At 68.8% G+C, this 24787-nt stretch carries 25 protein-coding genes and 1 pseudogene; 12 read left to right on the top strand and 14 right to left on the bottom strand.

Features of this window, described 5'->3' with window-relative positions; genetic code table 11:
- Positions 1-3 precede the first annotated feature (3 nt).
- From ACWD5F_RS37865 to ACWD5F_RS37845, 5 genes are all read left to right on the top strand, one after another.
- Entirely contained in the window at positions 4-978 is a 975-nt protein-coding gene (locus ACWD5F_RS37865; RefSeq protein ID WP_451260823.1) for an FAD binding domain-containing protein, read from the top strand.
- Positions 978-3122, top strand: coding sequence for a xanthine dehydrogenase family protein molybdopterin-binding subunit (locus ACWD5F_RS37860; protein WP_451260822.1), 2145 nt, complete (start codon positions 978-980; stop codon positions 3120-3122). The genes ACWD5F_RS37865 and ACWD5F_RS37860 overlap by 1 nt, the downstream gene beginning before the upstream one ends.
- 211 nt (positions 3123-3333) lie before the next feature.
- The gene (locus ACWD5F_RS37855) at positions 3334-4002 is read left to right on the top strand and encodes a hypothetical protein (RefSeq protein WP_451260821.1); all 669 of its coding nucleotides are present in this window, start codon (positions 3334-3336) and stop codon (positions 4000-4002) included.
- A 30-nt stretch (positions 4003-4032) separates the two neighbouring features.
- Complete coding sequence (locus tag ACWD5F_RS37850) at positions 4033-5127, top strand: hypothetical protein (RefSeq protein WP_451260820.1); 1095 nt, start codon at positions 4033-4035, stop codon at positions 5125-5127.
- A gap of 583 nt (positions 5128-5710) precedes the next feature.
- A complete protein-coding gene (locus ACWD5F_RS37845) occupies positions 5711-6970 on the top strand; it encodes a hypothetical protein (RefSeq protein WP_451260819.1) in 1260 nt (419 codons plus the stop codon).
- A gap of 71 nt (positions 6971-7041) precedes the next feature.
- Here the strand turns inward: ACWD5F_RS37845 and ACWD5F_RS37840 are convergent, their stop codons facing one another.
- Positions 7042-8307, bottom strand: a complete 1266-nt coding sequence (locus tag ACWD5F_RS37840) for a transcriptional regulator (protein ID WP_451260818.1) — start codon at positions 8305-8307, stop codon at positions 7042-7044.
- Between the two features lie 93 nt (positions 8308-8400).
- Positions 8401-9069, bottom strand: a complete 669-nt coding sequence (locus ACWD5F_RS37835; protein ID WP_451260817.1) for a hypothetical protein — start codon at positions 9067-9069, stop codon at positions 8401-8403.
- 75 nt (positions 9070-9144) lie between these two features.
- Between ACWD5F_RS37835 and ACWD5F_RS37830 the strand changes: the two genes are divergently transcribed.
- Positions 9145-9771, top strand: a complete 627-nt coding sequence (locus tag ACWD5F_RS37830; protein WP_451260816.1) for a hypothetical protein — start codon at positions 9145-9147, stop codon at positions 9769-9771.
- A gap of 52 nt (positions 9772-9823) precedes the next feature.
- Here ACWD5F_RS37830 and ACWD5F_RS37825 read toward each other — a convergent pair whose 3' ends face one another.
- From ACWD5F_RS37825 to ACWD5F_RS37795, 7 genes and pseudogenes are all read right to left on the bottom strand, one after another.
- Positions 9824-10417, bottom strand: coding sequence for a DUF4291 domain-containing protein (locus tag ACWD5F_RS37825; protein ID WP_451260815.1), 594 nt, complete (start codon positions 10415-10417; stop codon positions 9824-9826).
- 644 nt (positions 10418-11061) lie between these two features.
- Positions 11062-11196: pseudogene (locus tag ACWD5F_RS37820) on the bottom strand (peptide-methionine (S)-S-oxide reductase MsrA); the annotation flags it as partial.
- 115 nt (positions 11197-11311) lie between these two features.
- Positions 11312-12280 carry a WD40/YVTN/BNR-like repeat-containing protein gene (locus ACWD5F_RS37815; protein WP_451260814.1) on the bottom strand — a complete coding sequence of 323 codons (969 nt, stop codon included), beginning with the start codon at positions 12278-12280 and terminating at the stop codon, positions 11312-11314.
- 437 nt (positions 12281-12717) lie between these two features.
- On the bottom strand, positions 12718-13131 hold the full coding sequence (locus tag ACWD5F_RS37810; RefSeq protein ID WP_451260813.1) for a hypothetical protein: 414 nt from the start codon (positions 13129-13131) through the stop codon (positions 12718-12720).
- Positions 13132-13435: 304 nt separating this feature from the next.
- The gene (locus ACWD5F_RS37805) at positions 13436-13735 is read right to left on the bottom strand and encodes a hypothetical protein (RefSeq protein ID WP_451260812.1); all 300 of its coding nucleotides are present in this window, start codon (positions 13733-13735) and stop codon (positions 13436-13438) included.
- A 366-nt stretch (positions 13736-14101) separates the two neighbouring features.
- Positions 14102-14782, bottom strand: a complete 681-nt coding sequence (gene msrA / locus ACWD5F_RS37800) for a peptide-methionine (S)-S-oxide reductase MsrA (RefSeq protein ID WP_451260811.1) — start codon at positions 14780-14782, stop codon at positions 14102-14104.
- Between the two features lie 93 nt (positions 14783-14875).
- Complete coding sequence (locus ACWD5F_RS37795; protein WP_451260810.1) at positions 14876-15994, bottom strand: hypothetical protein; 1119 nt, start codon at positions 15992-15994, stop codon at positions 14876-14878.
- Between the two features lie 243 nt (positions 15995-16237).
- Between ACWD5F_RS37795 and ACWD5F_RS37790 the strand changes: the two genes are divergently transcribed.
- Positions 16238-17392: a cystathionine gamma-synthase gene (locus ACWD5F_RS37790; protein WP_451260809.1), complete on the top strand. Its 1155-nt coding sequence runs from the start codon at positions 16238-16240 to the stop codon at positions 17390-17392.
- Positions 17393-17413: 21 nt separating this feature from the next.
- Here the strand turns inward: ACWD5F_RS37790 and ACWD5F_RS37785 are convergent, their stop codons facing one another.
- The 3 genes from ACWD5F_RS37785 to ACWD5F_RS37775 form a co-directional block, all read right to left on the bottom strand.
- The gene (locus ACWD5F_RS37785; RefSeq protein ID WP_451260808.1) at positions 17414-17662 is read right to left on the bottom strand and encodes a hypothetical protein; all 249 of its coding nucleotides are present in this window, start codon (positions 17660-17662) and stop codon (positions 17414-17416) included.
- Between the two features lie 61 nt (positions 17663-17723).
- Positions 17724-18227, bottom strand: a complete 504-nt coding sequence (locus tag ACWD5F_RS37780) for a sigma factor-like helix-turn-helix DNA-binding protein (RefSeq protein ID WP_451260807.1) — start codon at positions 18225-18227, stop codon at positions 17724-17726.
- 173 nt (positions 18228-18400) lie between these two features.
- Positions 18401-18907: a MarR family winged helix-turn-helix transcriptional regulator gene (locus ACWD5F_RS37775; protein WP_401714403.1), complete on the bottom strand. Its 507-nt coding sequence runs from the start codon at positions 18905-18907 to the stop codon at positions 18401-18403.
- Between the two features lie 163 nt (positions 18908-19070).
- On the opposite strand from ACWD5F_RS37775, the gene ilvA reads away from it, so the two are divergent.
- The 3 genes from ilvA (at position 19071) to ACWD5F_RS37760 (ending at position 22372) form a co-directional block, all read left to right on the top strand.
- Entirely contained in the window at positions 19071-20300 is a 1230-nt protein-coding gene (gene ilvA / locus ACWD5F_RS37770; RefSeq protein ID WP_401713594.1) for a threonine ammonia-lyase, read from the top strand.
- A 171-nt stretch (positions 20301-20471) separates the two neighbouring features.
- Positions 20472-21518 carry an ATP-binding cassette domain-containing protein gene (locus ACWD5F_RS37765; RefSeq protein WP_451260806.1) on the top strand — a complete coding sequence of 349 codons (1047 nt, stop codon included), beginning with the start codon at positions 20472-20474 and terminating at the stop codon, positions 21516-21518.
- Complete coding sequence (locus ACWD5F_RS37760; RefSeq protein ID WP_401713590.1) at positions 21515-22372, top strand: ABC transporter permease; 858 nt, start codon at positions 21515-21517, stop codon at positions 22370-22372. Before ACWD5F_RS37765 ends, ACWD5F_RS37760 begins: the two co-directional genes overlap by 4 nt.
- 66 nt (positions 22373-22438) lie before the next feature.
- Here the strand turns inward: ACWD5F_RS37760 and greA are convergent, their stop codons facing one another.
- Complete coding sequence (gene greA / locus ACWD5F_RS37755) at positions 22439-22939, bottom strand: transcription elongation factor GreA (protein WP_123998068.1); 501 nt, start codon at positions 22937-22939, stop codon at positions 22439-22441.
- Between the two features lie 178 nt (positions 22940-23117).
- Complete coding sequence (locus ACWD5F_RS37750) at positions 23118-23516, bottom strand: DUF4307 domain-containing protein (RefSeq protein WP_401713587.1); 399 nt, start codon at positions 23514-23516, stop codon at positions 23118-23120.
- Between the two features lie 107 nt (positions 23517-23623).
- On the opposite strand from ACWD5F_RS37750, the gene mca reads away from it, so the two are divergent.
- Positions 23624-24505, top strand: a complete 882-nt coding sequence (mca, locus tag ACWD5F_RS37745; RefSeq protein ID WP_451260805.1) for a mycothiol conjugate amidase Mca — start codon at positions 23624-23626, stop codon at positions 24503-24505.
- Complete coding sequence (locus ACWD5F_RS37740; RefSeq protein WP_451260804.1) at positions 24498-24767, top strand: hypothetical protein; 270 nt, start codon at positions 24498-24500, stop codon at positions 24765-24767. Before mca ends, ACWD5F_RS37740 begins: the two co-directional genes overlap by 8 nt.
- Positions 24768-24787 lie beyond the last annotated feature (20 nt).

Raw genomic sequence — 24787 nt, 5'->3', positions numbered from 1 at the left:
CGCATGCATCCCTTCGCCTTCAGCCGGGTCTCCACCACCGCCGCCGCGCTCAACGCCGGTGCCGGCAACGGCCGTTACATCGCCGGCGGGACCACCCTGGTCGACCTCATGCGGGAGACCGTCGAGCGCCCCGCGCACGTGGTCGACATCAACGCGCTGCCGTACAAGGACATCACCGTCACCCGGCAAGGGGTGCACGTCGGTTCCCTGGTCCGGATGAGCGAGCTCGCCGCGCATCCGGAGGTGCGGGCCACGTACCCGCTCCTCTCGCAGGCGCTCGAACTCGGGGCCTCGGCGCAGCTGCGCAACATGGCCTCCATCGGGGGCAACATCATGCAGCGGCCCCGCTGTCCGTACTTCCGGGACGTCCACTCCGCGTGCAACCGCCGTGACCCGGGCTCGGGTTGCGACGCCCGGGACGGTGACAACCGTATGCAGGCGATCCTGGGCACGAGCTCCCACTGCGTGGCAACTCACCCCTCCGACCTGGCAGTTGCCCTGGTGGCGCTGGACGCCGTGGTCGAGGTGCGAGGCCTCGACGGCCCCCGCTCCATCCCGATCCAGGACTTCTTCCTCCGTCCCGGGGACGCACCGCAGAAGGAGCACTCCCTCAGGTCCGGCGAACTCATCACCTCCCTCACCGTCCCCGCGGGAGCGCACACGCGCCGCTCGGGCTATCTGAAGGTCCGCGACCGGCAGTCGTACGAGTTCGCCCTCGCGTCCGCGGCGGTGGCGCTGGACATCAGGGGCGGCGTGGTGCGCGGCGCCAGGGTGGCCGTCGGCGGGGTGGCGACCGTGCCGTGGCGGCTGCCCAGGGTGGAGGAGGCGCTCGTCGGCAAGCGGCCGGGGCGCCGGACGTGGACGGCCGCCGCGGCCCTCGCGGCCGAGGGCGCCGAACCGCTCTCCGAGAACGCCTTCAAGGTGCAACTGGTCGAACGGACCGTGCGCCGCCAGCTCATGACGATCGGAGGACAGTGATGGCGACGACCGTCGTCGGGCAGCGGCTCTCCCGCGTCGACGCCCACCGCAAGGTGACCGGCACGGCCACCTATTCGGCCGAGCACCGCCTCGAAGGCCTGTTGTACGGCGTGATCGTCAACGGCACGGTGGCCCGCGGCACGGTGAGCCGGATCTCGGTGGACGCGGCGCTCGGCCACCCGGGCGTCCTGCACGTCCTCACCGACTTCGCCAGCCTGCGCCTCGCCCACCCCGTCGACCGGATCGCCTTCTACGGCCAGCCCATCGCGGTCGTCGTCGCGGAGACCCTGGAGGCGGCGACCCATGGCGCCTCGCTGGTCGAGGCGACGTACGAACGGCAGGACGCGGTAACGGACTTCGACGCCTCCGGCATCCCTTCGCAGACACCCGCCGACGAGCCCGACTACAGCCGCGGCGACCCGACGGGCGCGCTGGCCTCCGCGCAGGTGAAGGTGGACCTGGAACTCACCACCGCCCGCGAGAACCACAACCCCATCGAACTGCCCTCGACCATCGCCCAGTGGCAGGACGGCCGGCTGACACTCTGGGACAAGTCCCAGTGGGCCCAGGGCGCCGCGCGCACGGTGTCCGGCGCGCTCGGCATCGCCGTCGGCAACGTACGCGTGCACAACGAGTTCCTGGGCGGCGGATTCGGCAGCGGAATCCAGACCTACGACCATGTCATCCTGGCCGCGTTCGCCGCGCGCGAGGTCGGCAAGCCCGTCAAGGTCGTCCTGACCAGGCGCCAGTTCTACTACGGCACCGGGTTCCGTCCTGCCAGCAGGCACCGGATGGCCCTCGGCAGCACTGCGGCCGGGCGGGTCAGCGCGCTCGTCTACGAGGTCCGGATCGAGAACGCGCGCTACGCGACCTACACGGACGGCCTGACCGACCTGCCGCAGTTCCTCTACGGCGTCCCCAACACCCGTACCGCCTACCGGGTCACGCCCGTCGACGTCCAGTCTCCGTGCTCCATGCGAGGCCCGGGCGTGGTGCTCGGCAACTACGCCCTGGAAACCGCGATGGACCAGCTCGCGCACGAACTGGCCGTGGATCCGGTTGAGTTGCGGCTGCGCAACGAACCGACCCAGGACGAGGTCAACCAACTCCCCTTCTCCACCCGGAAACTGCGCGAGTGCTACGCCACCGGCGCACGCCGCTTCGGCTGGTCCCGACGGAACGCCAAGCCCGGCTCGCACACGGACGGCGACCTCCTCATCGGCATGGGGATGGCCACCGCCAGCTACCACAACAACCGACGCGACTCCAGTGCCCGGGCCCGGATCCACGCCGACGGCACCGCCGAAGTCTTCGCGGCCACCGCGGACATGGGCCCCGGCACCACCACCTCGGTGATGCAGGTCGCCGCGGACGCCCTGGGGCTGCCGGCTTCGGCGGTCACCTTCAGGCTGGGCGACTCCAGCTACCCCACCGCGCCCCTGCACGCGGCGGCCTGCACCATGGCGAGCGTGGGCTCGGCCGCGCACACCACGTGCAACGCGCTGAGGACGGAGTTCATCCGCAGGGCGGTGGCGGACCCCGACTCCCCTCTCCACGGCGCGAATCCGGCGGACGTGCGCGTGAGTGACGGCTACCTGTCGGCGACCGGTGGAGGCCGGGACAGCTACCGGGACATCCTGCGCCGAGCCGGTCTGCCCAGCCTCGACATCACGGGCAACTGGGGCCCGGGCGACGCCGATTCGAAGATCTCCACGTACGGCTACGGAGCCGTCTTCGCCGAGGTCTCCGTCGACCCCCTGCTGGGCCTGGTCCGGATCCGGCGGATCTTCGCGGCGTACGACGTGGGACGGGTGATCAGCCCCAAACTCGCCCACAGCCAGGCCATCGGCGGCATGGTCGGCGGCATCGGAATGGCCCTCCTGGAGGGCACCGTCACCGACCACCGAGACGGCCGCATCATCAACGCGAGCCTCGCCGACTACCTGGTGCCGGTGAACGCGGACGTCCCCGACCTCGACGCCGCCTTCATCAACACCGAGGACCCACAGGCCGACCCGATCGGCGTGAAGGGCCTCGGCGAGATCACCATCGTCGGGGTGGCCCCCGCGATCGGCAACGCGGTGTTCAACGCAACGGGAAAACGCCTGACGAACCTGCCGATCCGCCCTGAGGCGTTGCTTTGACCGTTGGTGACTTCGGCCGGCAATGTCTTGGCGCGCGGGGGTCCGTCAATGGGCACCCCCGCCCCCTGTGCCGCTCCTGATACCGAGGGCCCACGACCCCGTGTGCTGATAACTTCCCGTCCGTGCCTGTCAGCTCGATGAGGACAACTGGGCCGAGGGCTTCGTCCGAGTACCGCCGGGCGAGTAGAGGTCATGGGAAGGGACGGACCATATGGCCCTCATCGCTGGACAGGCCCCGCTCGACAACGTCATGGCGCAGCTCTCTCAGCGCAGGCCGGTTTTCCATTCCGAAGCCGATCTGCAGCACAGCTTTGCCCAGGTGCTCTGGCAGTTGGCGCCGGAAGTGCGCTCCAGACTTGAGGTACCGCAGCGAGGAGAGGACAGGACCGAATACCTGGACCTCCTGTGCCTCGGTCCTGAGCGTCGTACTGCGATCGAATTCAAGTACTTCACCCGAAGCTGGACGGGCACGGCCGGCACTCCGGTCGAGGACTACGCGCTGAAGGCACATGCCGCCACCGACCTCGCTCGCCTGCACTTCGTTCGGGACATAGTGAGGCTGGAGCGCTTCTGCCGACAGCGCAATGAGAACGGACTTGCCCTCCTGCTGACCAACGAGGCGTCCCTGTGGACTCCGCCGGGCGCCGGTCGCGGACGTACTCGGGATCACGACTTCCGCATCCACGACGGACGGGAGCTGGCTGGGACCCTGCTCTGGGCCGAGGGAACCTACGAGCCGAACACCTGCATTCTGCGAGGCACCTACCCGCTCAAATGGGAGACGTACTCCGAACAGGGTGGTGCAGGCGGAGAGTTTCGCTACCTGGCGGTGTTCGTCGGTTCATCGGTCACCGGAGCCGATGAGACCGGAGACGCGTAACCCGTCTGTGGATCCCCAAGCGGAGGGCATTTGTTCGTCTTCGTGTGCGCGGAGTGTGACGCCGGACTGACCACCCCGTTGTCCCAGGTTGCCCTGCCGGTCCATGCGCACCAGAAGTTCGGGAACGGGATTCAGCTCCCGGTGCTCATGGAGTCGGGCACGTTCGCCGTGGATCCGGAGCCCTGGGGGCCGCCGTGGCGGGCGTGGGCGGACATCGATCCGGGCGAGGCGGCGGCTCGCGGCGTCCACGCGCCGGTTCACGCCCTGTCCGACGGCGACCCCGGCGCGATAGTGATCTCACCCGGAGATGCCCGAGGCACCCGATTGCTCCCGGATAGGAGCGGCGGTTACTGCTGTGGCCTCGACGGGGCGGACGGCCCCAACATGGCCTGCGAGTCGTGCGGCCAACCCGTGGCGAGCCGGATCGACGACTGCTCGCTCTGGCAGGCGGTGTGGCTCGCCCCGAACGCCGTGCGCCGCCTCCTCGTCGGCCCCGAGGTGGCACCGCTCTCATGGGCGGAGTTGACGGCGAACGGGAAGGCCACGCCCCCGTTCGAGCCGCTCACCACGTGGGGATCGCGGCGGGGATCGAACCACTGGTGGTCGTGGAGCCCGGCGTGGGAGGCGGCAGTCGGTCGGGCGCTCGCCCACCTGCTGGTGGCGTCGGAAGGCCGGCCCGTGACCGTCCCGGACGGCCTGTCCAAAGAGGTGTTCCAACGCGCCCTCGACGTCCTGCTGCCCGGAGGCCCGCCGTCGCGACGCGCCGTCCTCGCCGGACCGGGGGTGTACGCCCCTGATGCGGACGCCGACATACTCCTCGTGCCGGATCACCCGCAGACGGGAGAGACCTGGACCCACGCAGGCCCGGCATACTCGGTGCCGCTGCCGTACGGGGTCTGGCTGTGGCTGACCTCCCCCGAGCCGCGACTGCCCGTCCCCGCGTCGGGGGCCATGCCTCACGAAGTGCTCCGCGACAACCCGCAACCGCCGCGCCCCAATTACCTCTTCCGGGCCGATCCGAGCACCTTCCAGCAGACGCTGGTCAGGCTCCTGGCGGTCGGCAGCCCGTGGCTTCGGGAGGTCCTTGAGAACCTCCCGAAGCACATGCGCGCTCGCCTCTTCTAGATGGGCCGGTTCCAGATGTGCCGGCCGAACCACGCTGCCCCCTCACGGCAGGCCTGCGCCGCCATGTCGCATGTCGGCCGGCTGTACGCATGGCGGGAGCCATTGCGCCGTGCGGTCTCTACCTTGGCGGTATGGGTGTGGAGAAGGACGATGTGTGGCTGTGCTACCCGACGGACCTGCGAGCGAACAGTGTGTCCCGGCGGGAGGAACGCTGCACCTGGCACGGCGATCGCGAGAACCAGTGCCAGGAGGAGCCTGTCGTGGTCGTCCAGGACCGTGCTGGACGACGCTGGGCGGCATGCCTTCGGGGCGCGCGTGCCGTCGCCGCCGACCGGGGCGTTCCCCTTCCCTCGTATCTGGGCGATCGGTCCCGCCAGTCATCCCCGTAGGTGGGCAGGAGCCGTTCCTCCCACGGGACTGCGGGGTGCCCAGGGCAACGGCCGGGCCGCAACGCCCCGTACAGCAGGGGGCGCAGAAGGCACCGGGCGCGCAACCGTTCGGGACCGGCAGGAGTCTAGCGAGCGCAGGGATGTCCCCCGGGGGACACCGTCCGTTCGCCCGTATTCCAACAGGGGTTCTCTCCATGCCGATGCCTCCGTACAACCGTCGCGCCTCCCGTGCCGTTGTCGCCGCCCTCGGCGCTGTCGGCCTGGTCGCGCTCGCTGCGGCTCCCGCCGCCTTCGCCGACGAACCCGCGCCCGAGCTGGTCGTCGGAGGCATCGCGCCGATCGACGGGGCGAAACCGGGAAGCACCTTCGACGTACCGGTCACCGTGGCGAACAAGGGCACCGTGGCGGCCGAGAAGGCGTGGATCTACTACGGCGTCACGCGGGGACTCGACTTCACGGAGATTCCCTCCAACTGCCTTTCACAGCACGTCCGTCCCTACGACGAGATGCCCGAGAGATGGACCGTGGTGTGCGAGTTCGACCAGGCGGTCGAGCCGGGCGCCGTCTACACGCCCGAGACGCCTCTCCGTGCCGAGGTGCTGGACCGCGCGCTCTACGACGAACTGCGCGTGCGCGCCGGGGAAGGCGATCCGGTTGCGGACGACAACGGCAGTACGCCGGTGGTGGGAACCGCCCCGGCGGTGAGACTCGTCGCGAGCCAGGCCGGCAGCGAGGGCTCCGCACGCGTGGTCGACGTCCCCGTCACCTCCGTCAACACGGCCGACTTCCAGGTGACGGGCGCCGAGTTGACGGGGAGCGTCGGTGAAACGGTGCCGATGAAGGTGGAGTTCACCAACGCCGGGCCGGCCTGGGTCATGGCCCCGTACTGGGATCAGTCCGTAAGCGTCTTGATCACACCGCCCGCTGGAACATCGGTCGTCAAGACCGCCGCGTTCTGCCGGCTCGAGCGTCACGTGTACCACTGCGGCATGAGGCAGCCGGCACTCAACGAGGGCGGCGGAGAGACCTACACCTTCCAGCTGAAGATCGACAAGCGGGTGGCGCACGCCAAGGGCTCGGTGGCGCTGAGCACCGAGGCACGGCCGTTCGACCCCGACAAGGCCAACGACAAGGCCGACATCACGCTGGACGTCACGGGTGACGGACAGACGGGCTCGACGGGCGGCGGCTCGGGGAACTCTGGCGGGTCGAGCGGGTCGAGCGGGTCGAGCGGATCGGCTGGATCGACCGGATCGGGCGGCGGGTCGTCGTCGTCCGGCGGTGACGGGACGACGACAACAACTGGCGGCGCCGGGACGTCGTCGACCGGCGGCAGCCTGGCGGAGAGCGGGTCCTCGACACTGCCGATCACGGGCATGGCCGCCGCGGCGGTGATCACGGGTGCGGGCGTGCTCGTCGCCGTGCGGCGCCGCCGGGCGGAGAGCCTGAGCTGACGACGGTCGGGACGCGAGCGCTGGCCCCATCGCGGCTTGAAGACCCACGTGAAGCCGCGATCACAGCCCCTCTACGCCTGGACCTGATCGGGGTCAGAGAGCAGAACATCCCTATGTTTCAAGGCCAGTTGGAGCAAACCAGCGGCGGGGGGTGACATACGGTCGGAGGGAAGGTCGTTGACGCTGGCGTCGTCGAGCGGCAGGCCGGTAACGGTCCCGTTCGAACGTGGTCCACCGACCACAATGCCTTCTTCGTTCCGCTCCACCGCCTCGGCGAAGACCGTGTCGAACGTGGCCGCTTCGAATACCGCCACGGTCAGGACGCACACGGCGAGATTCAGCGGCTCCAACGCCATGCCCAAGCACCACACCCGCAACGAGCCGTCCGCCAAGGCGGCGTTGAGCAGGCTGTACGGAGGCAGGCCGTAGTCCACTTCGGAGCCCAAGTCCCCTTTGGCCTCCGGCGCTCCGAGCAACTCCTCGTTGTATTCGCGCATGACGATGCGCCACAGATCCAGGTCCTGCCGGTACGCGAGAGGCGAGAGCGACGCCGGCTGAACCATGCCGGCGGGGATCGGCCCGTAGATGCCCTCTCCCGTGGCGACGTGCCCGGCTTCCCGGTAGAGGAGGAAGAACGTGCCCTGCCCGTCGGGCGTACGGCGCAGAGTCAGAGTGGCGACGGAGGGGAGTACGACACGTTCCTCGAGCGACAGGGGATCGTCGGCCAGGAGTCTGCGCATGGGTACGGCTCGCCAGGGCGGTCTCTCCTCGGGCACCCGTCGCGTGGCCACGGCCAGTTCGTGAGCCACAGCCTCGTTCTGGTCGATGAGGTCGAAGTACTGGCCGATGCCGAAAACCAGACGGGGCTCTCCCGGCTGAGACCAGTCGGCCCGCACAAGGCGAAAGGACGGTCGATCCTCGAAGAGGGTAGGGCGCGCCAAGGCCCCCATGGCGGCGGAATAGCGTTCGTATCTCCCCTTGGGTTCCCTCGGCAGACAACGCCGCGCCGCGTGCAGCAACGGCAGGTTGACGGGTGGGGCAACGCCCTGCCATTCCACCGTCACCGCCGACAGCGGAACAGGGGCCGGCGGGCGCATGGCAGCCTCCCACAGCAAGGAGGTACCACCGATCCGCTCCAGGGAAGGGCGGGCCAGAACGTGCATGTCAGCGGCCGTCTCGCACAGGTGCACAAACCGCTGACGGAGGTCTGTCCGTTCCTTGACGAAGGACGCCCGGGACTCCTCGACGACACCCTGGTCCAGCGCCCGCCACGCGTAGTACAGCCCGCCGATGGCTATCAGCGCACCCAACAGGCCGAGCGACAGTTCCGCGTCCACGTACACCCCCGGGCCAACGGCATGTCCCGGCGGGAAACTACCCTCGTGACCGGCCCGACACTCCAAGAACCGCGTGGCATGGACGGTCAGTGTTCAGTGCCGAACGTCGCTGCCGTGGCTGTGTCCGGGGCGGCGGGTCCACAGAGAAACATCACTGCTCGTCGCGACGGCGATGGTCTGGCCGGAGGGCGAGAAGCCGAAGGCTCGCAGCTCCGAGTAGGTGGAGTGGAAAATGTGCCACCACTGCTCCCCGTACGGGCCAGAGTGGGGAAGTCCGCGGTCGGCCGAAAGATGCACACGATGGTGGGGCCAGTCCGGCGCGACGGACTCCAGCGTCCAGCCGTCGTCGGTCGTGGTGTGCAACCCGCCGCCGAACAGCTCCGCGATGCGCACGCGGCTGCCGGCGATCGGCCCCAGCCCGGGGCAGGTCAGGTCGGCGACGGCGTCGGGGGTGCCGTCCTCGGGGGCAGGGTCGCGGTCTCTGGCGATCTTCTCCCCGGTGGCGGCGTCGAAGAGACCATGACCGTCGTTGGAGACGACCATCACCAGGTCACGGCCGCTCTCGGGGTGGGACGCGAAGCCGATCCCGAGGAGCCCGCCGACAGGGACGCCGTACGTGGACTCGAAGACGGGCCGCCAGGGTTCGGGCGCAGGCACCACAGGCGCGGCGAGAAGCCGATCCCGCAGGGCCTGTTGATACGCGGAGAGCACCGGCTCACGAACGAGTCGCTCTTCCGGATCCGCCCTCTTGAGCCGCTTCATCACCCCACCATCACCCCTCTATGCTCTCGCGTCGGTGACTACCCTGCGCGGCCGGGGAGTTGAGAAGATCACGGCATGGCGGCTTCGGACGAAAATCCCCCCGACGGCTGGTCCTTTCTCGGAATCGGCGCCCCACTCCTGGTCGTCCAGGACGAGCGGCGCGACCTACTGGCCGTGGCAGGCAGGGATACACCCGGTACGACCACTCCGGTCGCGGTCTACAGAACCCGCTCCTTCGACCGCAGGGCGTCCTTCGCCTCACGCTTCCCGGTCCACGCGATGGCCTTCCATCCCAGCCGCCCGCTGCTCGCGACAGGCACCGGAAGGTACGACGGCGGCTACTTCTTCGAGGGCGAGCTACTGCTTCTGCACTTCAAAACGGGCGCGGTCGTCTCCCTCATCGAGCACGAACCTGGTCGGCAGGTGCTGGGTCTGGAATGGCTGGATGAACAGTCCCTTCGCGTCCTCATGGCGCCACCGGACGACTGGCGGGACGAAGCGGCCCACGGAGACGGGTACGTCGCCGTGGTGCACCGGAGGGACTGGACTGCCGTACCTCCACGGTCGCTCACCGGCCGGGACCTGGCCGGTTCAAGGACCCCCGCCCCACGCCCCGACTCCCAAGAGGCAGCGCACCGAGCGGCCGCCGAACTACGCTCCATCTGGCAGGCCCAACGAGCCGTCCCTCCGACGGATCTCTGAGCAGGCATCTGCGTATGTACCAACGGGACGGCCCGAAGAAGCAACCAACCCGTCATCCCCGTAGGTGGGCAAGAAGCTCCTCTCCTACGAGATAGGGGCGCTCCCGGGGCAACAGCCGGGCGGCGGAGTCCTGATCGCCGTCGCTGACGAGGGAATGGATCTCGTGCACGAGCGGCGTCACGTCGCAGATGCCGACCGTCCACTCATCGGCATAGCGCCGAACCGCCTCACCAGAGAGGCCGAGTTGCAGGGAGCGGTACGGCAAGGGCTGAAGACGCAGGTCCCGTTCGGGGTCCCACTGCACGCGTGCCGGTGCACGCTTCAACTCACGCTGCCAGGTGGCTTGGTCGGGATGAACCCCACGGACGTAACTCGACAGACAGGCATGACGCAACGCCCACTCGAAGCCGTCGCGGGTGATCTCGACGGCCAGGACGGTCTCCTGACCTGGCTTCGTAGCCCAGCCACAGCGGTACATCATCCACATGAAGGACGGCTTGATCCATGTCATCCGCTCCCGCTTCCACGCGGCAGGGAAACGGCCGTCGCGGACGGCAGGCAGGCCGATCTCGGGGGAGTACGCCTGGTAGACGGTGATCGTGGATTCCGAGTAGGCCGCGCGGATCCGGTGTTGCGGTTCTTCCATGGCGTACAGCGTGAGGTCGGTCGGGTTGGGTGGCCACTGAATTTCGACGGCGACAGCGATCGGTCCGGGCCCAGCGAGCCTGTGCTGTCATGTAACCCACTACGCAACAGGCTGGACCTCATACCGCTGGGGCGGCCTGCCCATTTGCCGGCGCCACCACTGACCGTCCGCGTCCAGGAACCTGAAGACGACCACCAAACCGATGCCCGCTGCTTGGCCGACAGACTCACCGGAACCATCGATCAACTCCACCTTCGCTGTCAGTGATTCCCGTGGCTGAAGGAGGCATGCGGTCCGGGTGTTGGGTCCGTGGGCGGTTGCGAGCCGCCAGTTGTCACCAGGGAGCGCAGGATGGCGCCGAACATCAATGACTTCGACGTCCGTGAGAGCAGTAGAACCTCCGTTGGTGACTTGCACATTGATCGTCGTGTTGCTTGTCCACGGAGCCGACGCGATCACTGAGGCCGCCCGTCCTTGGGCTGCCTTGGCGTCACGCGCGGTTGTCTCTCGGTGCTGGGTCCACCACGCTGCAACGGTGACGGCCAAAACGCCGGCCCCGCTGAGGGCAGCGATCGCACTCCACAGCTCACCCATGTCAGCCCGCCCCTTACCGTCCTGACCAGAGGATCGATCGAGTGTTTCGCCTACTTTTCAACAGGCGCAATGCCCGTCGGGGAAGAAGCCTCCCAGTTCGTCTCGAACGGGTCGCTTAGCTTGACACCCGTCCCCTCGATCCCGCAGTACCCCGCCGGATTCTTGTCCAAGTACTGCTGGCGATATTGCGTACTAGAAAATAACTCGCCTGAACGTCGTCCACCACATCCCGTGGATTCGTTGCCATCACTCAGGCAGTGGAGGAGCGGCGGTAGAACCGTGAGTGCGAGGGGTGGCATGTTAATGACGTGGTATTGCGAGCCGGGCTGCCATTCCATTCTCACCGACGGCCCAACAAGCCTCATGGTGTGAGCAGTTGATCCCGAGGAGGAGACTTCGGTCGAAGCGGGACCAAGTTCGTCCGCTGTCGGTCGTGACGTCACTTCCGTCCGGGCCGACGGTGATCGCGGTGTCCCTGTGGCCAGGTATCCAGGTGACACTGTTCCTGAAGCCGGCGGGGGTATCACCGAGCGCCCATGACGCACCGCCGTCGGATGTACGGGCGACCACACCGACGTCGATGCTTTGGGATGGGCTGAAGTTGCCGCCCACGGCTAGGCCGTCTTTGGGGTTCTGGAAGGACAGGGAAGCGATGTTCCCTGTCGTGCCTGGTATCGGTGTGTCGGCCACGGTCCAGGTCCTGCCGCCGTTCCGCGTGTGGAACACCTGCGGGTTGTGGCCGCTCCCGCTGACGCCGGTCGTCCCGAACCAGGCGTCGTGACGGCCCTTGGTGACCAGACACGTGCCGGTTGCCAGAGCACCTGCGCCGGGGAAGGTGTCGGGCACCCCGGTGGTGGGCGCGGGGTGCCAGCTGCGACCACCGTCCATGGTTTCCAGCAGGGGGAACCTGGTGCCGACCGCGTCGCCCACGGCGAGACCGTGATGGCGGTCGAAGAAAGCCATGCAGGAGAAGAACGTGTGCGGATCCTCGGCGCGGAACACCTGCTGCCAGCTGGCTCCGCCGTCAGCGGTCCGGTAGATGCGCGCGGATACCCCGGCGGTGTCATCGCTCAGCGCCAGCACGAGCGCGTGGTTACGGTCCAGTGCCTCGACGTCCCGGAATTCGTCGATTGCTCCTCCTGGAGGGGTCACGTCCTGCCAGGAGCGACCCCCGTCCACGGTCCGCACTACGGCACCGCCGACCGCGCCCTGGAACCCGCCTCCGGTGGCCCAGACTGCAGAACGGTCCACAACGTCGACCGCGATCAAGGTGTTGCTCGTGGCAGTGTGTACGAAGCGCCACGAGGGCAATGTCGCGTGGTGCCCCGCCCTTGATGCCGATGACGCCACAGCCGGGTTACTCAGGGCCAGGACAAGTCCGACCACAGCACTCACGCGCAGAATCGTCCGCAGTTGCACAACTCCCATCCCAGGGACGTTAATTGCCGAAGAGCGGGAGGAACATGCGTAAAAAGTACGAATATCGGAGGCTTGGGTGAGCCCAGGTCCAGTCCTACTGCAGTACGTTCCGCGGCCTCTGAGCTCTGTGGACCTCGGTGTGCGTAGCTGCGACACAGCCCAGTGCGCGCCGCTCAGCGTTGGACCCCAAGGGACATGCGCTCCGTCGTCAACCCTCGGATTTGGCGACACTGATTGGGCAGGACGCACCGGTCCCGGCGGGGCTGTGCTGTCAGGTGACCCGTTGTTCAGAGGGCGACGCCAGGTATGAACGCCACCAGTCCTGAGAGGAAGCTGCCTGCTGCTGCGAGTGTGACGAGAGTGGCCTTCCCGTCTGAGAACAGTCCGGAGCAGAATTCACGCACACGCCGCCGGACGATCAGCAACTTGATTTTCTGCCAGCGGTGTTGATGGATGTGGCAGCCCATGAGGATGCCGGTCGCGTTGTTGCGGCAGCCATCGGCTCGTCCTCGGACTGGAGCCCCGCAGGTCACTGGAGCTTGGAAGAAGGACCAGAGGAGGACCGCCGCGGAAAGGGTGATGATCACCACTGGGCCTGCTGATTCATTGATCCACGCTGCGATGAGGAGTGCGCCGGCCAAGACGCCCCACCACTGTCCTAAGCCGCCGAGTCGGCTGCTCTTTGCCCCCGAAGTCGCCATGTCTTTAATCGTGGCGATGGGCGGGACCAATCATGCAGGGCGCGGCCGGTATGACCGAAAGCGATTCCAGGACGGCTGATGCCGCGCAGCTGGATCAGCCTGACGACGTGTTGACAGGCTGTGCCGCCTACTGTCTGGCAGCCCGCAGCACACCCGCTCTAGTGGACACCAAGTTGCAGACCCTGCTGCTCTGCCATCTCCGGCACGGACGCGAACTTACCTTGATCCCCGTCCCGCCCAGCCCGTAGTACCCGCCCGGGTTGTTGCTGCCCGAAAGATACTGCTGGTGTCAGTGCTCAATTGCCTAGGAGGCTTCTGCGGCGTAGGAGAGCAGGTTCGCGAAGCGTAGCCACGGGAGCAGGTACATGTTCAGAAGCGAGTAACCGGGCTGGGTATGGCTGCGGATGCCATGGATGGTGTTGACCAGTTGCTCTGCTGCCGGGTCGTCGAGGTGGCCGAGGGCCTTGAGGTACGAAGCGGCGCAGGCGTCGAGTTGTGCGTGCAGGTCGGCGAGTTGCTGCACTTGGATGGCGGGGGAGAGCGTTTCGTCGGGGTACGGGATGCGCTGGAATGCCGAGTGTCGGTTCGCCACGGCGGCGATCAACCCCAGTCGGGAGGGGGCTGTTGCACTCGGCCAGTGGGGTCCATGAAGGGTGGCCGTGTCGGAGGCTCGCGGAGTGCGTCGGCCGTCTGCCTTCTCTGTCTGGCGGCGGGCAGCTAAGTCATCCACCGCCTGCAGATGAGCCGCTCGGCTCTCCTCCAACGTTTCCAGCGCGCGCAGCAGGGCCGCAGGATCCCTGCGCAGATCGGGTGCGGGGCACGCCGTCGCGGCGAGATACGCCCACGTTGCGTTGAAGCCGAGCGGACAGTGCTGCCCGACGGCACACCTCAGTGCCATGTGCCGTCGAGAGAGCGGGAGCCGCTCGTCACGGACTCTGCGCGCGTGCGTTCCGAAGCCCACCCGGTGACGTCAGCCTTCGGCCTTCGCCACGCCGATCGGGCAAGCGACACCGGTCCCGCCCAACCCGCAGTACCCGCCCGGGTTTTTGCTGCCCGAAAGGTACTGCTGGTGATACCCCTCCGCCGGATAGAACGCCCGCCCCTCCGCCGGCAGGATCTCCGTCGTGATCGTGCGCCAACCCGAAGCCGTCAGGACCTTCTGGTAGGCCTCGCGGGAGGCGGTGGCCAGGGCTGCCTGGGTCGGGGTGTGGGTGTAGATCGCCGAGCGGTACTGCGTGCCTACGTCGTTGCCCTGGCGGAAGCCCTGCGTGGGGTTGTGGGACTCCCAGAAGGTCTTCAAGAGGCCGTCGTACGAGATCAGTTCGGGGTCGTAGACCACGCGGACCGCCTCCGTGTGGCCGGTGAGGCCCGAGCAGACCTCCTCGTACGCGGGGTTCTCGGTGTAGCCGCCCTGGTAGCCGACCAACGTCGTCCACACGCCCACCGGGAGTTGCCAGAACCTGCGCTCGGCGCCCCAGAAGCAGCCCAGGCCGAAGTCCGCGATCTCCAGGTGCCCGGGGTAGGGGCCGAGGAGCGGGGTGCCCAGGACCGTGTGGCGGTCGGGGAGCGAGAAGATCGGCTCGGTGCGGCCACGCAGAGCTTGTTCGGGTGTCGGCAGCCGGGGTGTACGGCTGTCCGGGAACGGGAACATTCGGTCTCCATCCGGGAGGTCAGAGGGGCCCTACGCCTCAACGCGCTTGCGGGCTACCGGAATTCCGGTAACCCAGCCGCCCGGTGGCCGAGCTCAGTGCGGCAACGTCGCCGGGCTCCCTCCGTTCGCCTCGTAGCCCGCCACCGCCAGTGCCCGGTACACCGCGAACTCCGCCGCCGGGTCCGCCGACAGGGTCCACGGCAGTGCGCCCACGTGGCCGTCGATGTGGACGAGCTGGTTCATCGCCTCCGACCAGCGTTCGCCGCGGACCAGGAAGAAGACCAGCATGTGGCGTACGTGCGCCAGCATCGGGTCGTCGGGGCGGGCGGCGTGGACCGCGAAGAGCGCTCCGTGTATCGCCTTGGTCACCACTTCGCTCTGGTAGAAGCTGCTGACCATGTTCACCTCGGGCAGGTGCTCGAAGACCGCGAACAGGGGCATCGCCGCGAGGAGGGAGCCTTGGGGCGCCCGAGCGGCGGCCGCCTCCGCGAAGGAGTTCGCCAGGGTCCGCGAGCCGTGCCACTTCTCGCACCAGTAGTGCAGGGCCGCCAGGTGGGCCCCCATGTGCGCCGGCGCCCGGTCCAGGATCTTCAGCCAGAGCTGCTCGAACTCCGACTGGGAGTAGGCGAGGCCGCGGGCCACCGACAGTTCGACGATGTACGGGATCGGATCGCCCGGCGCGAGCAGCGCCGCGTCGCCGCAGGCCGACCTCGCCTCCTCCATGATGATCCGGAACTCGTCCGTGCCCGGCGTCGACGTACGCCACGCCTGCTGCACCAGGAACTCGGCATGCACCGCCGCACCGCCCGCGTCCTTGGGGTGCTCGGCCCGCCACACCCGCAGCCACTGCCCGCCCGGCGTCTCACTGACCCCGCCCGGCCGCTGCCGCAGCTCCAGCGAGGCCGCGCCCGCGAACGCCTGCACCCGCTGCCAGCGCAGCTCGCCCGCGGCCTCCGTACCGGCCAGCAGCTGCTGGGCCGCGCGGTAGTCGTGCGTGCGCTGCACCAGGTCCAGGACGTTCAGCAGGTCCTGGTCGGGGCCGGGCATGCGGACGTCCAGCTCCTCCTCCCGCGCGAAGCCGTAGTTCGCGGGGTCGGCCGCGTCCGGGTGGCCGGCCGGGACCTGCTCGATCATGCCCCGCCTGCGCCGCAGGAAGGGCAGCAGCACGAAGCCGAGCAGGACCGCCGCCATCAGGACCCAGAGAATCTCCATGCCACAAGCGTTCCAGACACCGCCGACAAATGGCGAACCGGTCGCCGGACCTGTGGACAACTCCCCGCCGGTTGCCTCCGGCGGCCACGTCCGCCCTCACGCCGTGAACCCACCCCCGTGAACCCACCCCCGCCCCGAGACCCCCCTCGCGAACCCACCCCCACCGAGGGAAAACCCCGCAGTACCCCACCTCACGCCCCGCCGTCCGTCATCCGTTCCGCGAGCGCACTACGCTCGGGACCCATGAGCGACAGGCACATCAGTCAGCACTTCGAGACTCTCGCGATTCACGCGGGCAACACCGCCGACCCCCTCACCGGTGCGGTCGTCCCGCCGATCTATCAGGTCTCGACCTACAAGCAGGACGGCGTCGGGGGCCTGCGCGGTGGCTATGAGTACAGCCGCAGCGCCAACCCCACCCGGACCGCCCTGGAAGAGAACCTCGCGGCCCTCGAGGGCGGCCGCCGCGGTCTCGCGTTCGCGTCCGGACTGGCGGCCGAGGACTGCCTGTTGCGTACGCTGCTCAGTCCCGGCGACCACGTGGTCATCCCCAATGACGCGTACGGCGGCACGTTCCGGCTGTTCGCGAAGGTCGTCGCGCGGTGGGGTGTGGAGTGGTCGGTCGCCGACACCAGCGATCCCTCCGCCGTACGGGCCGCCGTCACGCCGAAGACCAAGGCCGTGTGGGTGGAGACCCCCTCCAACCCGCTGCTCGGCATCACCGACATCGCCGCCGTCGCGCAGATCGCGCGGGACGCGGGCGCGAAGCTCGTCGTCGACAACACCTTCGCCACGCCCTACCTCCAGCAGCCGCTGGCCCTCGGCGCGGACGTCGTCGTGCACTCCCTGACCAAGTACATGGGCGGTCACTCGGACGTCGTCGGCGGCGCGCTGGTCACCGCCGACGAGACGCTCGGCGAGGAGTTGGCGTACCACCAGAACGCGATGGGCGCGGTCGCCGGGCCCTTCGACTCCTGGCTGGTGCTGCGCGGCGCCAAGACGCTGTCGGTGCGCATGGACCGGCACAGCGAGAACGCCACCAAGGTCGCCGAGATGCTCGGCCGGCACGCGCGCGTGACGAACGTGCTGTACCCGGGCCTGCCCGAGCACCCCGGTCACGAGGTCGCCGCCAAGCAGATGCGGGCGTTCGGCGGCATGGTGTCGTTCCAGGTCGCGGGCGGCGAGGAGGCGGCCGTCGAGGTCTGCAACCGCGCCAAGGTGTTCACGCTGGGCGAGTCCCTGGGCGGCGTCGAGTCCCTGATCGAGCACCCCGGCCGCATGACGCACGCGTCCGTGGCCGGTTCGGCCCTCGAGGTCCCCGCCGATCTCGTACGCCTCTCCGTGGGCATCGAGAACATCGACGACCTGCTGGGAGATCTGCAGCAGGCGCTCGGATAGCAAGTCGAGGGGGTCCCTCGTTCACCACCCCGTCAGCGGTGGAGTCGTCTCCGAAGGCGGCTCCACCCAGGGGCGGGCCACCATCGCCCATACGAAGAACGCGACCGCCGCCGAGCACAGCAACAGCCAGAACAGCCGTCGGGCGACGGTCCTGCGGCGCAGCATCCGCCCGCCGCGGCGCATCACCTCCGGGTACAGCTCCGGCGGCACCGGGGGCGGCGTCTCCTCCATGGCCTGCCGTGCGGCGGCCTCGCGTTGGGCCCGGTTCATGGGAGTCTCCCGTCGCCGATGTCCCTCATGACGACGCCGACATCCCTCACGCCGACGCCCCTCACGACGACACCACCTTCGCCGGTCCGACCGTCGGCGCCGGCCCCCGCGGCGGATGCAGCAACGTCGCCGTCGCCCGGTCGCAGATCGTGCGGACGCGTTCCGTCGGCAGGCCGAGCAGTGCCGCCGTCTGGGCCTCGGCGACTCCCTCGTACAGCCTGAGGACGAGGATCAGGCGTTCCTGCGGTGCGAGTGCGGCGAGGGCGCTGGCGGGGTGCGGGCGGGCGCGGCCGAAGGCGCCGTACTGGTGCCAGGCCGCGCGGGCGAAGCGGGTGGCGAGGTACTGGCGGGTGTGGTCGTACGGGTCCTCGCCGCGCAGGCGGTGCCAGCGCGCGTACGTGTGCGCGAGGGCGAGCGTCAGCAGGCGCCGCGCGCGCGGGTTGTCGTCGGGGGCCTCCGCCGTGAGCAGTGTGGCGGCATGCAGGAGCCGCCCTGCCGCGCCCGCGACGAATGCCTCGAACTCCCGGGCCCGGCGGGCACCTTGGGACGCCTGCCGTTGTCGCACCGCGCCTCCCGCCCTGACGCGACCCTGAGGACAGGGGCCCGGTCGCCTACGGGATGCCGACCCGCCTGCGACGGGACCCGGTCTCATATGAGGCCAGCGGTGGCCCATCGGTCAAGGGCTCGGCGGACACCCGCGGGATCCGGAGGAAACCGTGGGGCACGCGCGCGGGGAGGTCATGCCTCCGAGGGACCGTCCGCGCCCGGGAGGCCCTGTGTCGCCATACGGGTGGAGAGCGCGGTGTTGAAGCGCGTGAGGAGCGTGCAGAACGCCTCGCGCTCCTCCGGCGCCCAGTCGTGTGTCAGCTCGGCCATCAACTGACGCCTGGAGGAACGTACTTCGTCCAGCCGCGCCAGTCCGCGAGGGGACAGCTGGAGCACCACGGCACGCCCGTCCTCGGGATGCGAGGTCCGCTTGACCAGCCCGGTGTCGACGAGCGGAGCCACCTGCCGGGTGACCGTCGACGAGTCGATGCCCATGCTCGCGGCGAGTGCCTTGACGCCCATGGGCCCCTCCTTGTCGAGGCGGTTGAGCAGCAGATACGCGGCGCGGTCCATGGAGTTGCGCACCTGCCCGACCCCTCCGAGCCGGGTCTGTTCGGCACGGCGGGCGAAGACCGCCACCTCGTGCTGCAACGTGTCGAGGAGACCGATGTCACCGACGGTCGTCATGTCCATCGACATTTCAGGTGTTGTGGGCATGGCCGGAGGCTCGCTTCATGAAAGGGGCGCTGGATTGGGGGACAGAGTACGCGGCCGGGACGCGGGTCGTACCGGCGCTGCGCAAACCAGTCTCGGAGGTTGGTCACAGAGACGGCGTGAGGCTGTGAACTGCGATGCTTGAGTCATGAGCTACAGCACGGCTGACTCCTTTCGGCCCGTGACCCTCGACGATGTGCGCGGTGCGCAGAAGATGCTCACGGGCGTGGCGCGGGTGACGGCGATGGAGGGAAGCAGGCACCTGTCCCAGTTGGTGGGCGCCCCGGTGCACCTCAAGTGCGAGAACCTCCAGCGGACCGGATCCTTCAAACTGCGCGGCGCCTACGTCCGGATCGCCGGTTTGCTGCCCGAGGAGCGGGCCGCCGGAGTGGTCGCGGCGAGCGCCGGCAACCACGCGCAGGGCGTCGCCCTCGCGTCCGCGCTCCTCGGCGTGCGCGCGACGGTGTTCATGCCGAAGGGCGCCCCGCTGCCCAAGATCAGTGCCACGCGTGAGTACGGCGCCGAGGTGCGCCTGCACGGGCACGTGGTCGACGAGACGCTCGCCGCCGCCGAGGCGTACGCGGCCGAGACGGGCGCGGTGTTCATCCACCCCTTCGACCACCCCGACGTCATCGCGGGGCAGGGCACGGTCGGCCTGGAGATCCTGGACCAGTGCCCGGAGGTGCGGACGATCGTCGTCGGGATCGGCGGCGGCGGTCTGGTGGCCGGGCTCGCGGTGGCGGTGAAGGCCCTGCGGCCCGACGTGCGGATCGTCGGTGTGCAGGCGGCGGGCGCGGCGGCGTACCCGCCCTCGCTCACGGCCGGCTGCCCGGTGTCGATCGATCAGCCCGCGACCATGGCCGACGGCATCAAGGTCGGCCGGCCGGGCGAGGTGCCGTTCGGTCTCGTCCGCGACCTGGTGGACGAGGTCCGTACCGTCACCGAGGACGAGCTGGCCACGGCCCTGCTGCTGTGCCTGGAGCGGGCCAAGCTGGTCGTGGAACCGGCCGGGGCGAGCCCGGTCGCGGCGCTGCTGAGCGATCCGCGCGGCTTCGAGGGCCCGGTGGTGGCGCTGCTGTCCGGCGGCAACATCGATCCGCTGCTGATGCAGCGGGTGCTGCGGCACGGCATGGTCGCGCAGGGCCGCTACCTGGCCGTACGTCTGCGGCTGACGGACCGTCCCGGCGCCCTCGCCTCGCTTCTCGGGGCGTTGTCAGTGGTGGACGCTAACGTCCTCGATGTGAGTCACGTACGGACCGATCCCCGGCTCGGGCTCACGGAGGCGGAGGTCGAGCTGCACCTGGAGACGAAGGGTCCTGAGCACTGCGTCGAGGTCGGCCGCACCCTGCGCGAGGCGGGCTACACGGTCATCGACTGAGGCCGCCTCAAGCGGAATGCTCGGTTCGGTATCTCTTCGTCGCTCGATCGGGAAAATGCCGTTGAGAGACGCGATACATCGCGTTATGGTGTGTCCCGTGTCGGCCATCAGGCGGAACGAAAAACCCAAAACTAGGCTTCTCGAAGAATCCCCGACGACGTGGAGACTGATATGCCAGGCGCCATCTATGCCGAAGGTCTGGTCAAGACCTTCGGAGACGTAAAGGCACTGGACGGCGTCGACCTCGATGTCCCCGAGGGCACGGTCCTCGGCCTGCTCGGGCCCAACGGCGCGGGCAAGACGACGACGGTCCGCTGCCTGACCACCCTGCTGCGCCCCGACAGCGGCAAGGCCGTCGTCGCCGGGCTCGACGTGCTCAAGCAACCCAACGAGGTACGGCGCTCCATCGGCCTGTCCGGCCAGTTCGCCGCGGTCGACGAGTATCTGACCGGCCGTGAGAACCTCCAGATGGTCGGTCAGCTCTACCAGATGAAGAGCAAGGCCGCGAAGGCCCGGGCCGACCAGCTGCTCGAACAGTTCGGCCTCACGGACGCGGCAGACCGCACCGCGAAGACCTACTCCGGCGGAATGCGCCGCCGGCTCGACCTCGCGGCGGCCCTGGTCCTCTCGCCGCCCGTGATGTTCATGGACGAGCCGACCACCGGCCTCGACCCGCGCAACCGGCAGATGCTGTGGGAGGTCATCAAGCAGCTCGTCTCCGGCGGTACGACCCTGCTGCTGACCACCCAGTATCTGGAAGAGGCCGACCACCTCGCGCACGACATCGCGGTCGTCGACCACGGCCGCGTGATCGCCCGCGGCACCTCCGACCAGCTCAAGGCCCGCACCGGTGGCGAGCGCGTCGAGGTCGTCGTGCACGAGCGCGACCACATCCCCACCGCGCGCGAGGTCCTGACGGGCTTCGGCAAGGGAGACGTCACCGTCGAGGACCACACCCGCAAGCTCACCGTGCCCGTCACCGGCGGCGCGAAGCTGCTCGCCGAGGTCATCCGCGAGCTGGACGTGCGGGGCATCGAGATCGACGACATCGGACTGCGCCGGCCCACTCTCGACGACGTCTTCCTCTCCCTGACGGGCCACGCGGCCGAGGTCGAGGACGAGGAGAACGGCGCGACGGCGGACGCCAAGGGCCGCAAGCAGACCGACGCCAAGGACCCCAGCCAGCAGAGCAGCCCGCAGAAGGAGACCGACCAGTGAGCGCCGTCACCGAAGCCGCCCCGATCGCGGCTCCCAGCAACCCGCTCGGCCAGTCGGTCCGCGACTCGCTGGTCATGGCCAAGCGGAACCTGATTCGCATGTCCAGAATTCCCGAAATGGTAATTTTTGGGCTGATTCAGCCCATCATGTTCGTGGTGCTGTTCACCTACGTCTTCGGCGGTTCCATGCAGATCGGCGGCAGCACCAGCGCCACCGACTACAAGAACTTCCTGATGGCGGGCATCTTCGCGCAGACCGTCACCTTCGCCACCGCCAGCTCCGGCGCGGGCATCGCCGACGACATGCACAAGGGGCTCATCGACCGCTTCCGTTCGCTGCCCATGGCGCGCGGTGCGGTGCTCACCGGGCGCACGCTCGCCGACCTGGTGCAGACGGCGCTGACCCTGCTCGTCCTGGCCGTCGTCGCACTCCTGGTCGGCTGGCGGGTGGGCTCGGACGGCGGCACGAACGCCGGCAAGGTGCTCGGCGCCTTCGGTCTGCTGCTCCTGCTCGGGTACGCGTTCACCTGGATCGGCGCCCTGATCGGCCTGTCCGTGCGGACCCCCGAGGCCGCCACCTCCGGCGGACTGATCTGGCTCTTCCCGGTGACGTTCATCTCGAACGCGTTCGTGGACACCAGCAACATGACCCCGTGGCTGCGCCATGTCGCCGAGTGGAACCCGTTCAGCGCCACCGTCCAGGCCAGCCGGGTGCTGTTCGCCAACCCGGGCCAGTCCCCGTCGGACGCCTGGCCCATGGTGCACCCGGTCTGGGCCTCGCTGATCTACTCGGCCGTGATCATCGTGATCTTCCGGACCCTCGCGGTACGCAAGTACCGTTCGGCGACCGCATGACAGTGCCCCCGGCGTCGCGGGGACGCCGGGGGCTCGTCCGCTGATGGCAAGGGCGGGTCGGCCGGGTCAGCCGTTGTACGGCTCGGCCTTGAGGATGGTCACCGAGGCCATCTTGCCGTTGGGCAGCTCGTACTGCGCGACCTCGCCCACCTTGTGGCCGATCACGCCGGAGCCCAGCGGGGACTGCGGCGAGTAGGTCTCGACGTCCGAGCTCGCGTACTCGCGCGAGGCGAGCAGGAACGTCGTGGTGTCGTCCTCGTCACCGTCGAAGGCGATCGTCACGACCATGCCGGGCGCGACCGCGCCGTCCGCGGACGCCGGGGCCTCGCCGACCTTGGCCTTCTCCAGAAGCTGGGTCAGCTGGCGGATGCGGAGCTCCTGCTTGCCCTGCTCCTCCTTGGCCGCGTGGTACCCGCCGTTCTCGCGCAGGTCGCCCTCCTCGCGAGCGGCCGCGATCTTCACGGTGATCTCGGCGCGCGCGGGACCAGACAGGTACTCCAGCTCGTCCTTGAGCTTGGTGTACGCCTCCTGCGTGAGCCAGGTGACGTCTTCGCTGGTCTGGGTCACAGGTGCTCCTCGTAGGTACTGGGAATACAAAGCATCGCCCTACCCAGAAGAATGTTCCTTCATGGAAGGGCGAAACCACGAGCCTAACAATTCAGCGGCGCAAGGGGGAGGACATAAACCATCAGAATCACGTCAACGCAGGTCAGGCGGTACGTATTCAGGGTGATGCCGGGTGGCGTCAGCTCGGGTGACAGCCCAGCAGCTCGGCCGTGGTGCCCCGTGAGGTCGTGCGGAGCGTGACGACCTTGTCGATCCGGGTGGCGTGACCGGTGAAGCGGAAATCGGCCCGGCCCACCTCGGCGCCGTTCGCCGCCTGCGAGCGGATCGTGCAGTAACCGGTGGCGTCGGCGTCCTTGCGGACCTCCAGATGCACCTGCACCGAGTCGGCGCCCGCGTCGAAGGCGATCACCTCGCCGCTGATCTCGCTCTCGGCGACGTAGTGGTAGGCGAAGTAGCCGATCAGGGCGAGCAGCAGGGCGCCCAGCACGGCCCCGGCGATCTTGAGCTTGTGGTCGGCGCGCTCGTCCGAGGAGCGGCCGTAGCGGCCCTCGGGCAGTCGCGTACTCGCCGTACTCATGATCGTCCTCTCGGCACCGGAATTATTCGCCCTCCGATTCGGTCACTATAGAAGCCGCCGATCGCGCCCGAAGACACCGGGGGCGCCGACTGACCAAGGATTGAGTCTTGACTGACCAGCTGCGACTGATGGCCGTGCACGCCCACCCCGACGACGAGTCGAGCAAGGGCGCGGCCACCATGGCGAAGTACGTGTCCGAGGGGGTGGACGTGCTGGTCGTGACCTGCACCGGTGGGGAGCGCGGCTCCATCCTCAATCCGAAGCTGCAGGGCGACAAGTACATCGAGGAGCACATCCACGAGGTACGCAAGAAGGAGATGGACGAGGCCCGCGAGATCCTCGGCGTCAAGCAGGAGTGGCTCGGGTTCATCGACTCCGGCCTGCCCGAGGGCGACCCGCTGCCGCCGCTGCCCGAGGGCTGCTTCGCCCTGGAGGACGTCGAGAAGGCGGCCGGGGAGCTGGTGCGGAAGATCCGCGCGTTCCGTCCGCAGGTGATCACCACGTACGACGAGAACGGCGGGTACCCGCACCCCGACCACATCATGACCCACAAGATCTCGATGGTGGCGTTCGAGGGCGCGGCGGACACCGAGACGTACCCGGAGTCGGAGTTCGGCCCGGCGTACCAGCCGCGGAAGCTCTACTACAACCAGGGCTTCAACCGCCCGCGCACCGAGGCGCTGCACAACGCGCTGCTCGCGCGCGGCCTGGAGTCGCCGTACGAGGACTGGCTCAAGCGCTGGAGCGAGTTCGAGCGCACGGAGCGCACGCTGACCACGCACGTTCCCTGCGCCGACTTCTTCGAGATCCGGGACAAGGCGCTGCTCGCGCACGCCACGCAGATCGACCCCGACGGTGGTTGGTTCCGGGTGCCGCTGGAGCTTCAGCGGGAGGTCTGGCCGACGGAGGAGTACGAGCTCGCGAAGTCGCTCGTGGACACCTCCCTCCCCGAGGACGACCTCTTCGCGGGCATCCGCGACAATGCCTGACATGAGCGCAAGCGTGAGCCTGGCAATGACACACCTCGTCCCCCTCGCCGAGGTGGACGAGAACAAGGTCACCCCCGGTGTCCTCGGCTTCGTCGTCTTCGCGGTGATGGCCCTGGCGGTGTGGGCCCTGATGAAGTCGATGAGCAAGCACATGGGCAAGGTCGACTTCAAGGAGACGTCAGCCTCCGGCGAGGACCCGGACCCGACCACCGCCGAGGCCTCGCCGGCCGGGGCAACCGGAAAGACGTCGGACAAGGCGTAGCGACGGCCCTGCCGGGCGGA

Source organism: Streptomyces sp. NPDC002499 (genome assembly GCF_053595415.1).
The sequence above is the reverse complement of the archived record's forward strand: the minus strand, read 5'-3'. Positions and strand labels throughout refer to the sequence as shown.

Coding starts and splice junctions, on each gene's coding strand:
- ACWD5F_RS37865 (WP_451260823.1), top strand. CDS start 4: ATGCATCCCTTCGCCTTCAGCCGGGTCTCCACCACCGCCGCCGCGCTC.
- ACWD5F_RS37860 (WP_451260822.1), top strand. CDS start 978: ATGGCGACGACCGTCGTCGGGCAGCGGCTCTCCCGCGTCGACGCCCAC.
- ACWD5F_RS37855 (WP_451260821.1), top strand. CDS start 3,334: ATGGCCCTCATCGCTGGACAGGCCCCGCTCGACAACGTCATGGCGCAG.
- ACWD5F_RS37845 (WP_451260819.1), top strand. CDS start 5,711: ATGCCGATGCCTCCGTACAACCGTCGCGCCTCCCGTGCCGTTGTCGCC.
- ACWD5F_RS37835 (WP_451260817.1), bottom strand. CDS start 9,069: ATGAAGCGGCTCAAGAGGGCGGATCCGGAAGAGCGACTCGTTCGTGAG.
- ACWD5F_RS37830 (WP_451260816.1), top strand. CDS start 9,145: ATGGCGGCTTCGGACGAAAATCCCCCCGACGGCTGGTCCTTTCTCGGA.
- ACWD5F_RS37825 (WP_451260815.1), bottom strand. CDS start 10,417: ATGGAAGAACCGCAACACCGGATCCGCGCGGCCTACTCGGAATCCACG.
- ACWD5F_RS37810 (WP_451260813.1), bottom strand. CDS start 13,131: ATGGCGACTTCGGGGGCAAAGAGCAGCCGACTCGGCGGCTTAGGACAG.
- msrA (WP_451260811.1), bottom strand. CDS start 14,782: ATGTTCCCGTTCCCGGACAGCCGTACACCCCGGCTGCCGACACCCGAA.
- ACWD5F_RS37795 (WP_451260810.1), bottom strand. CDS start 15,994: ATGGAGATTCTCTGGGTCCTGATGGCGGCGGTCCTGCTCGGCTTCGTG.
- ACWD5F_RS37790 (WP_451260809.1), top strand. CDS start 16,238: ATGAGCGACAGGCACATCAGTCAGCACTTCGAGACTCTCGCGATTCAC.
- ACWD5F_RS37785 (WP_451260808.1), bottom strand. CDS start 17,662: ATGAACCGGGCCCAACGCGAGGCCGCCGCACGGCAGGCCATGGAGGAG.
- ACWD5F_RS37775 (WP_401714403.1), bottom strand. CDS start 18,907: ATGTCGATGGACATGACGACCGTCGGTGACATCGGTCTCCTCGACACG.
- ilvA (WP_401713594.1), top strand. CDS start 19,071: ATGAGCTACAGCACGGCTGACTCCTTTCGGCCCGTGACCCTCGACGAT.
- ACWD5F_RS37765 (WP_451260806.1), top strand. CDS start 20,472: ATGCCAGGCGCCATCTATGCCGAAGGTCTGGTCAAGACCTTCGGAGAC.
- ACWD5F_RS37750 (WP_401713587.1), bottom strand. CDS start 23,516: ATGAGTACGGCGAGTACGCGACTGCCCGAGGGCCGCTACGGCCGCTCC.
- ACWD5F_RS37740 (WP_451260804.1), top strand. CDS start 24,498: ATGCCTGACATGAGCGCAAGCGTGAGCCTGGCAATGACACACCTCGTC.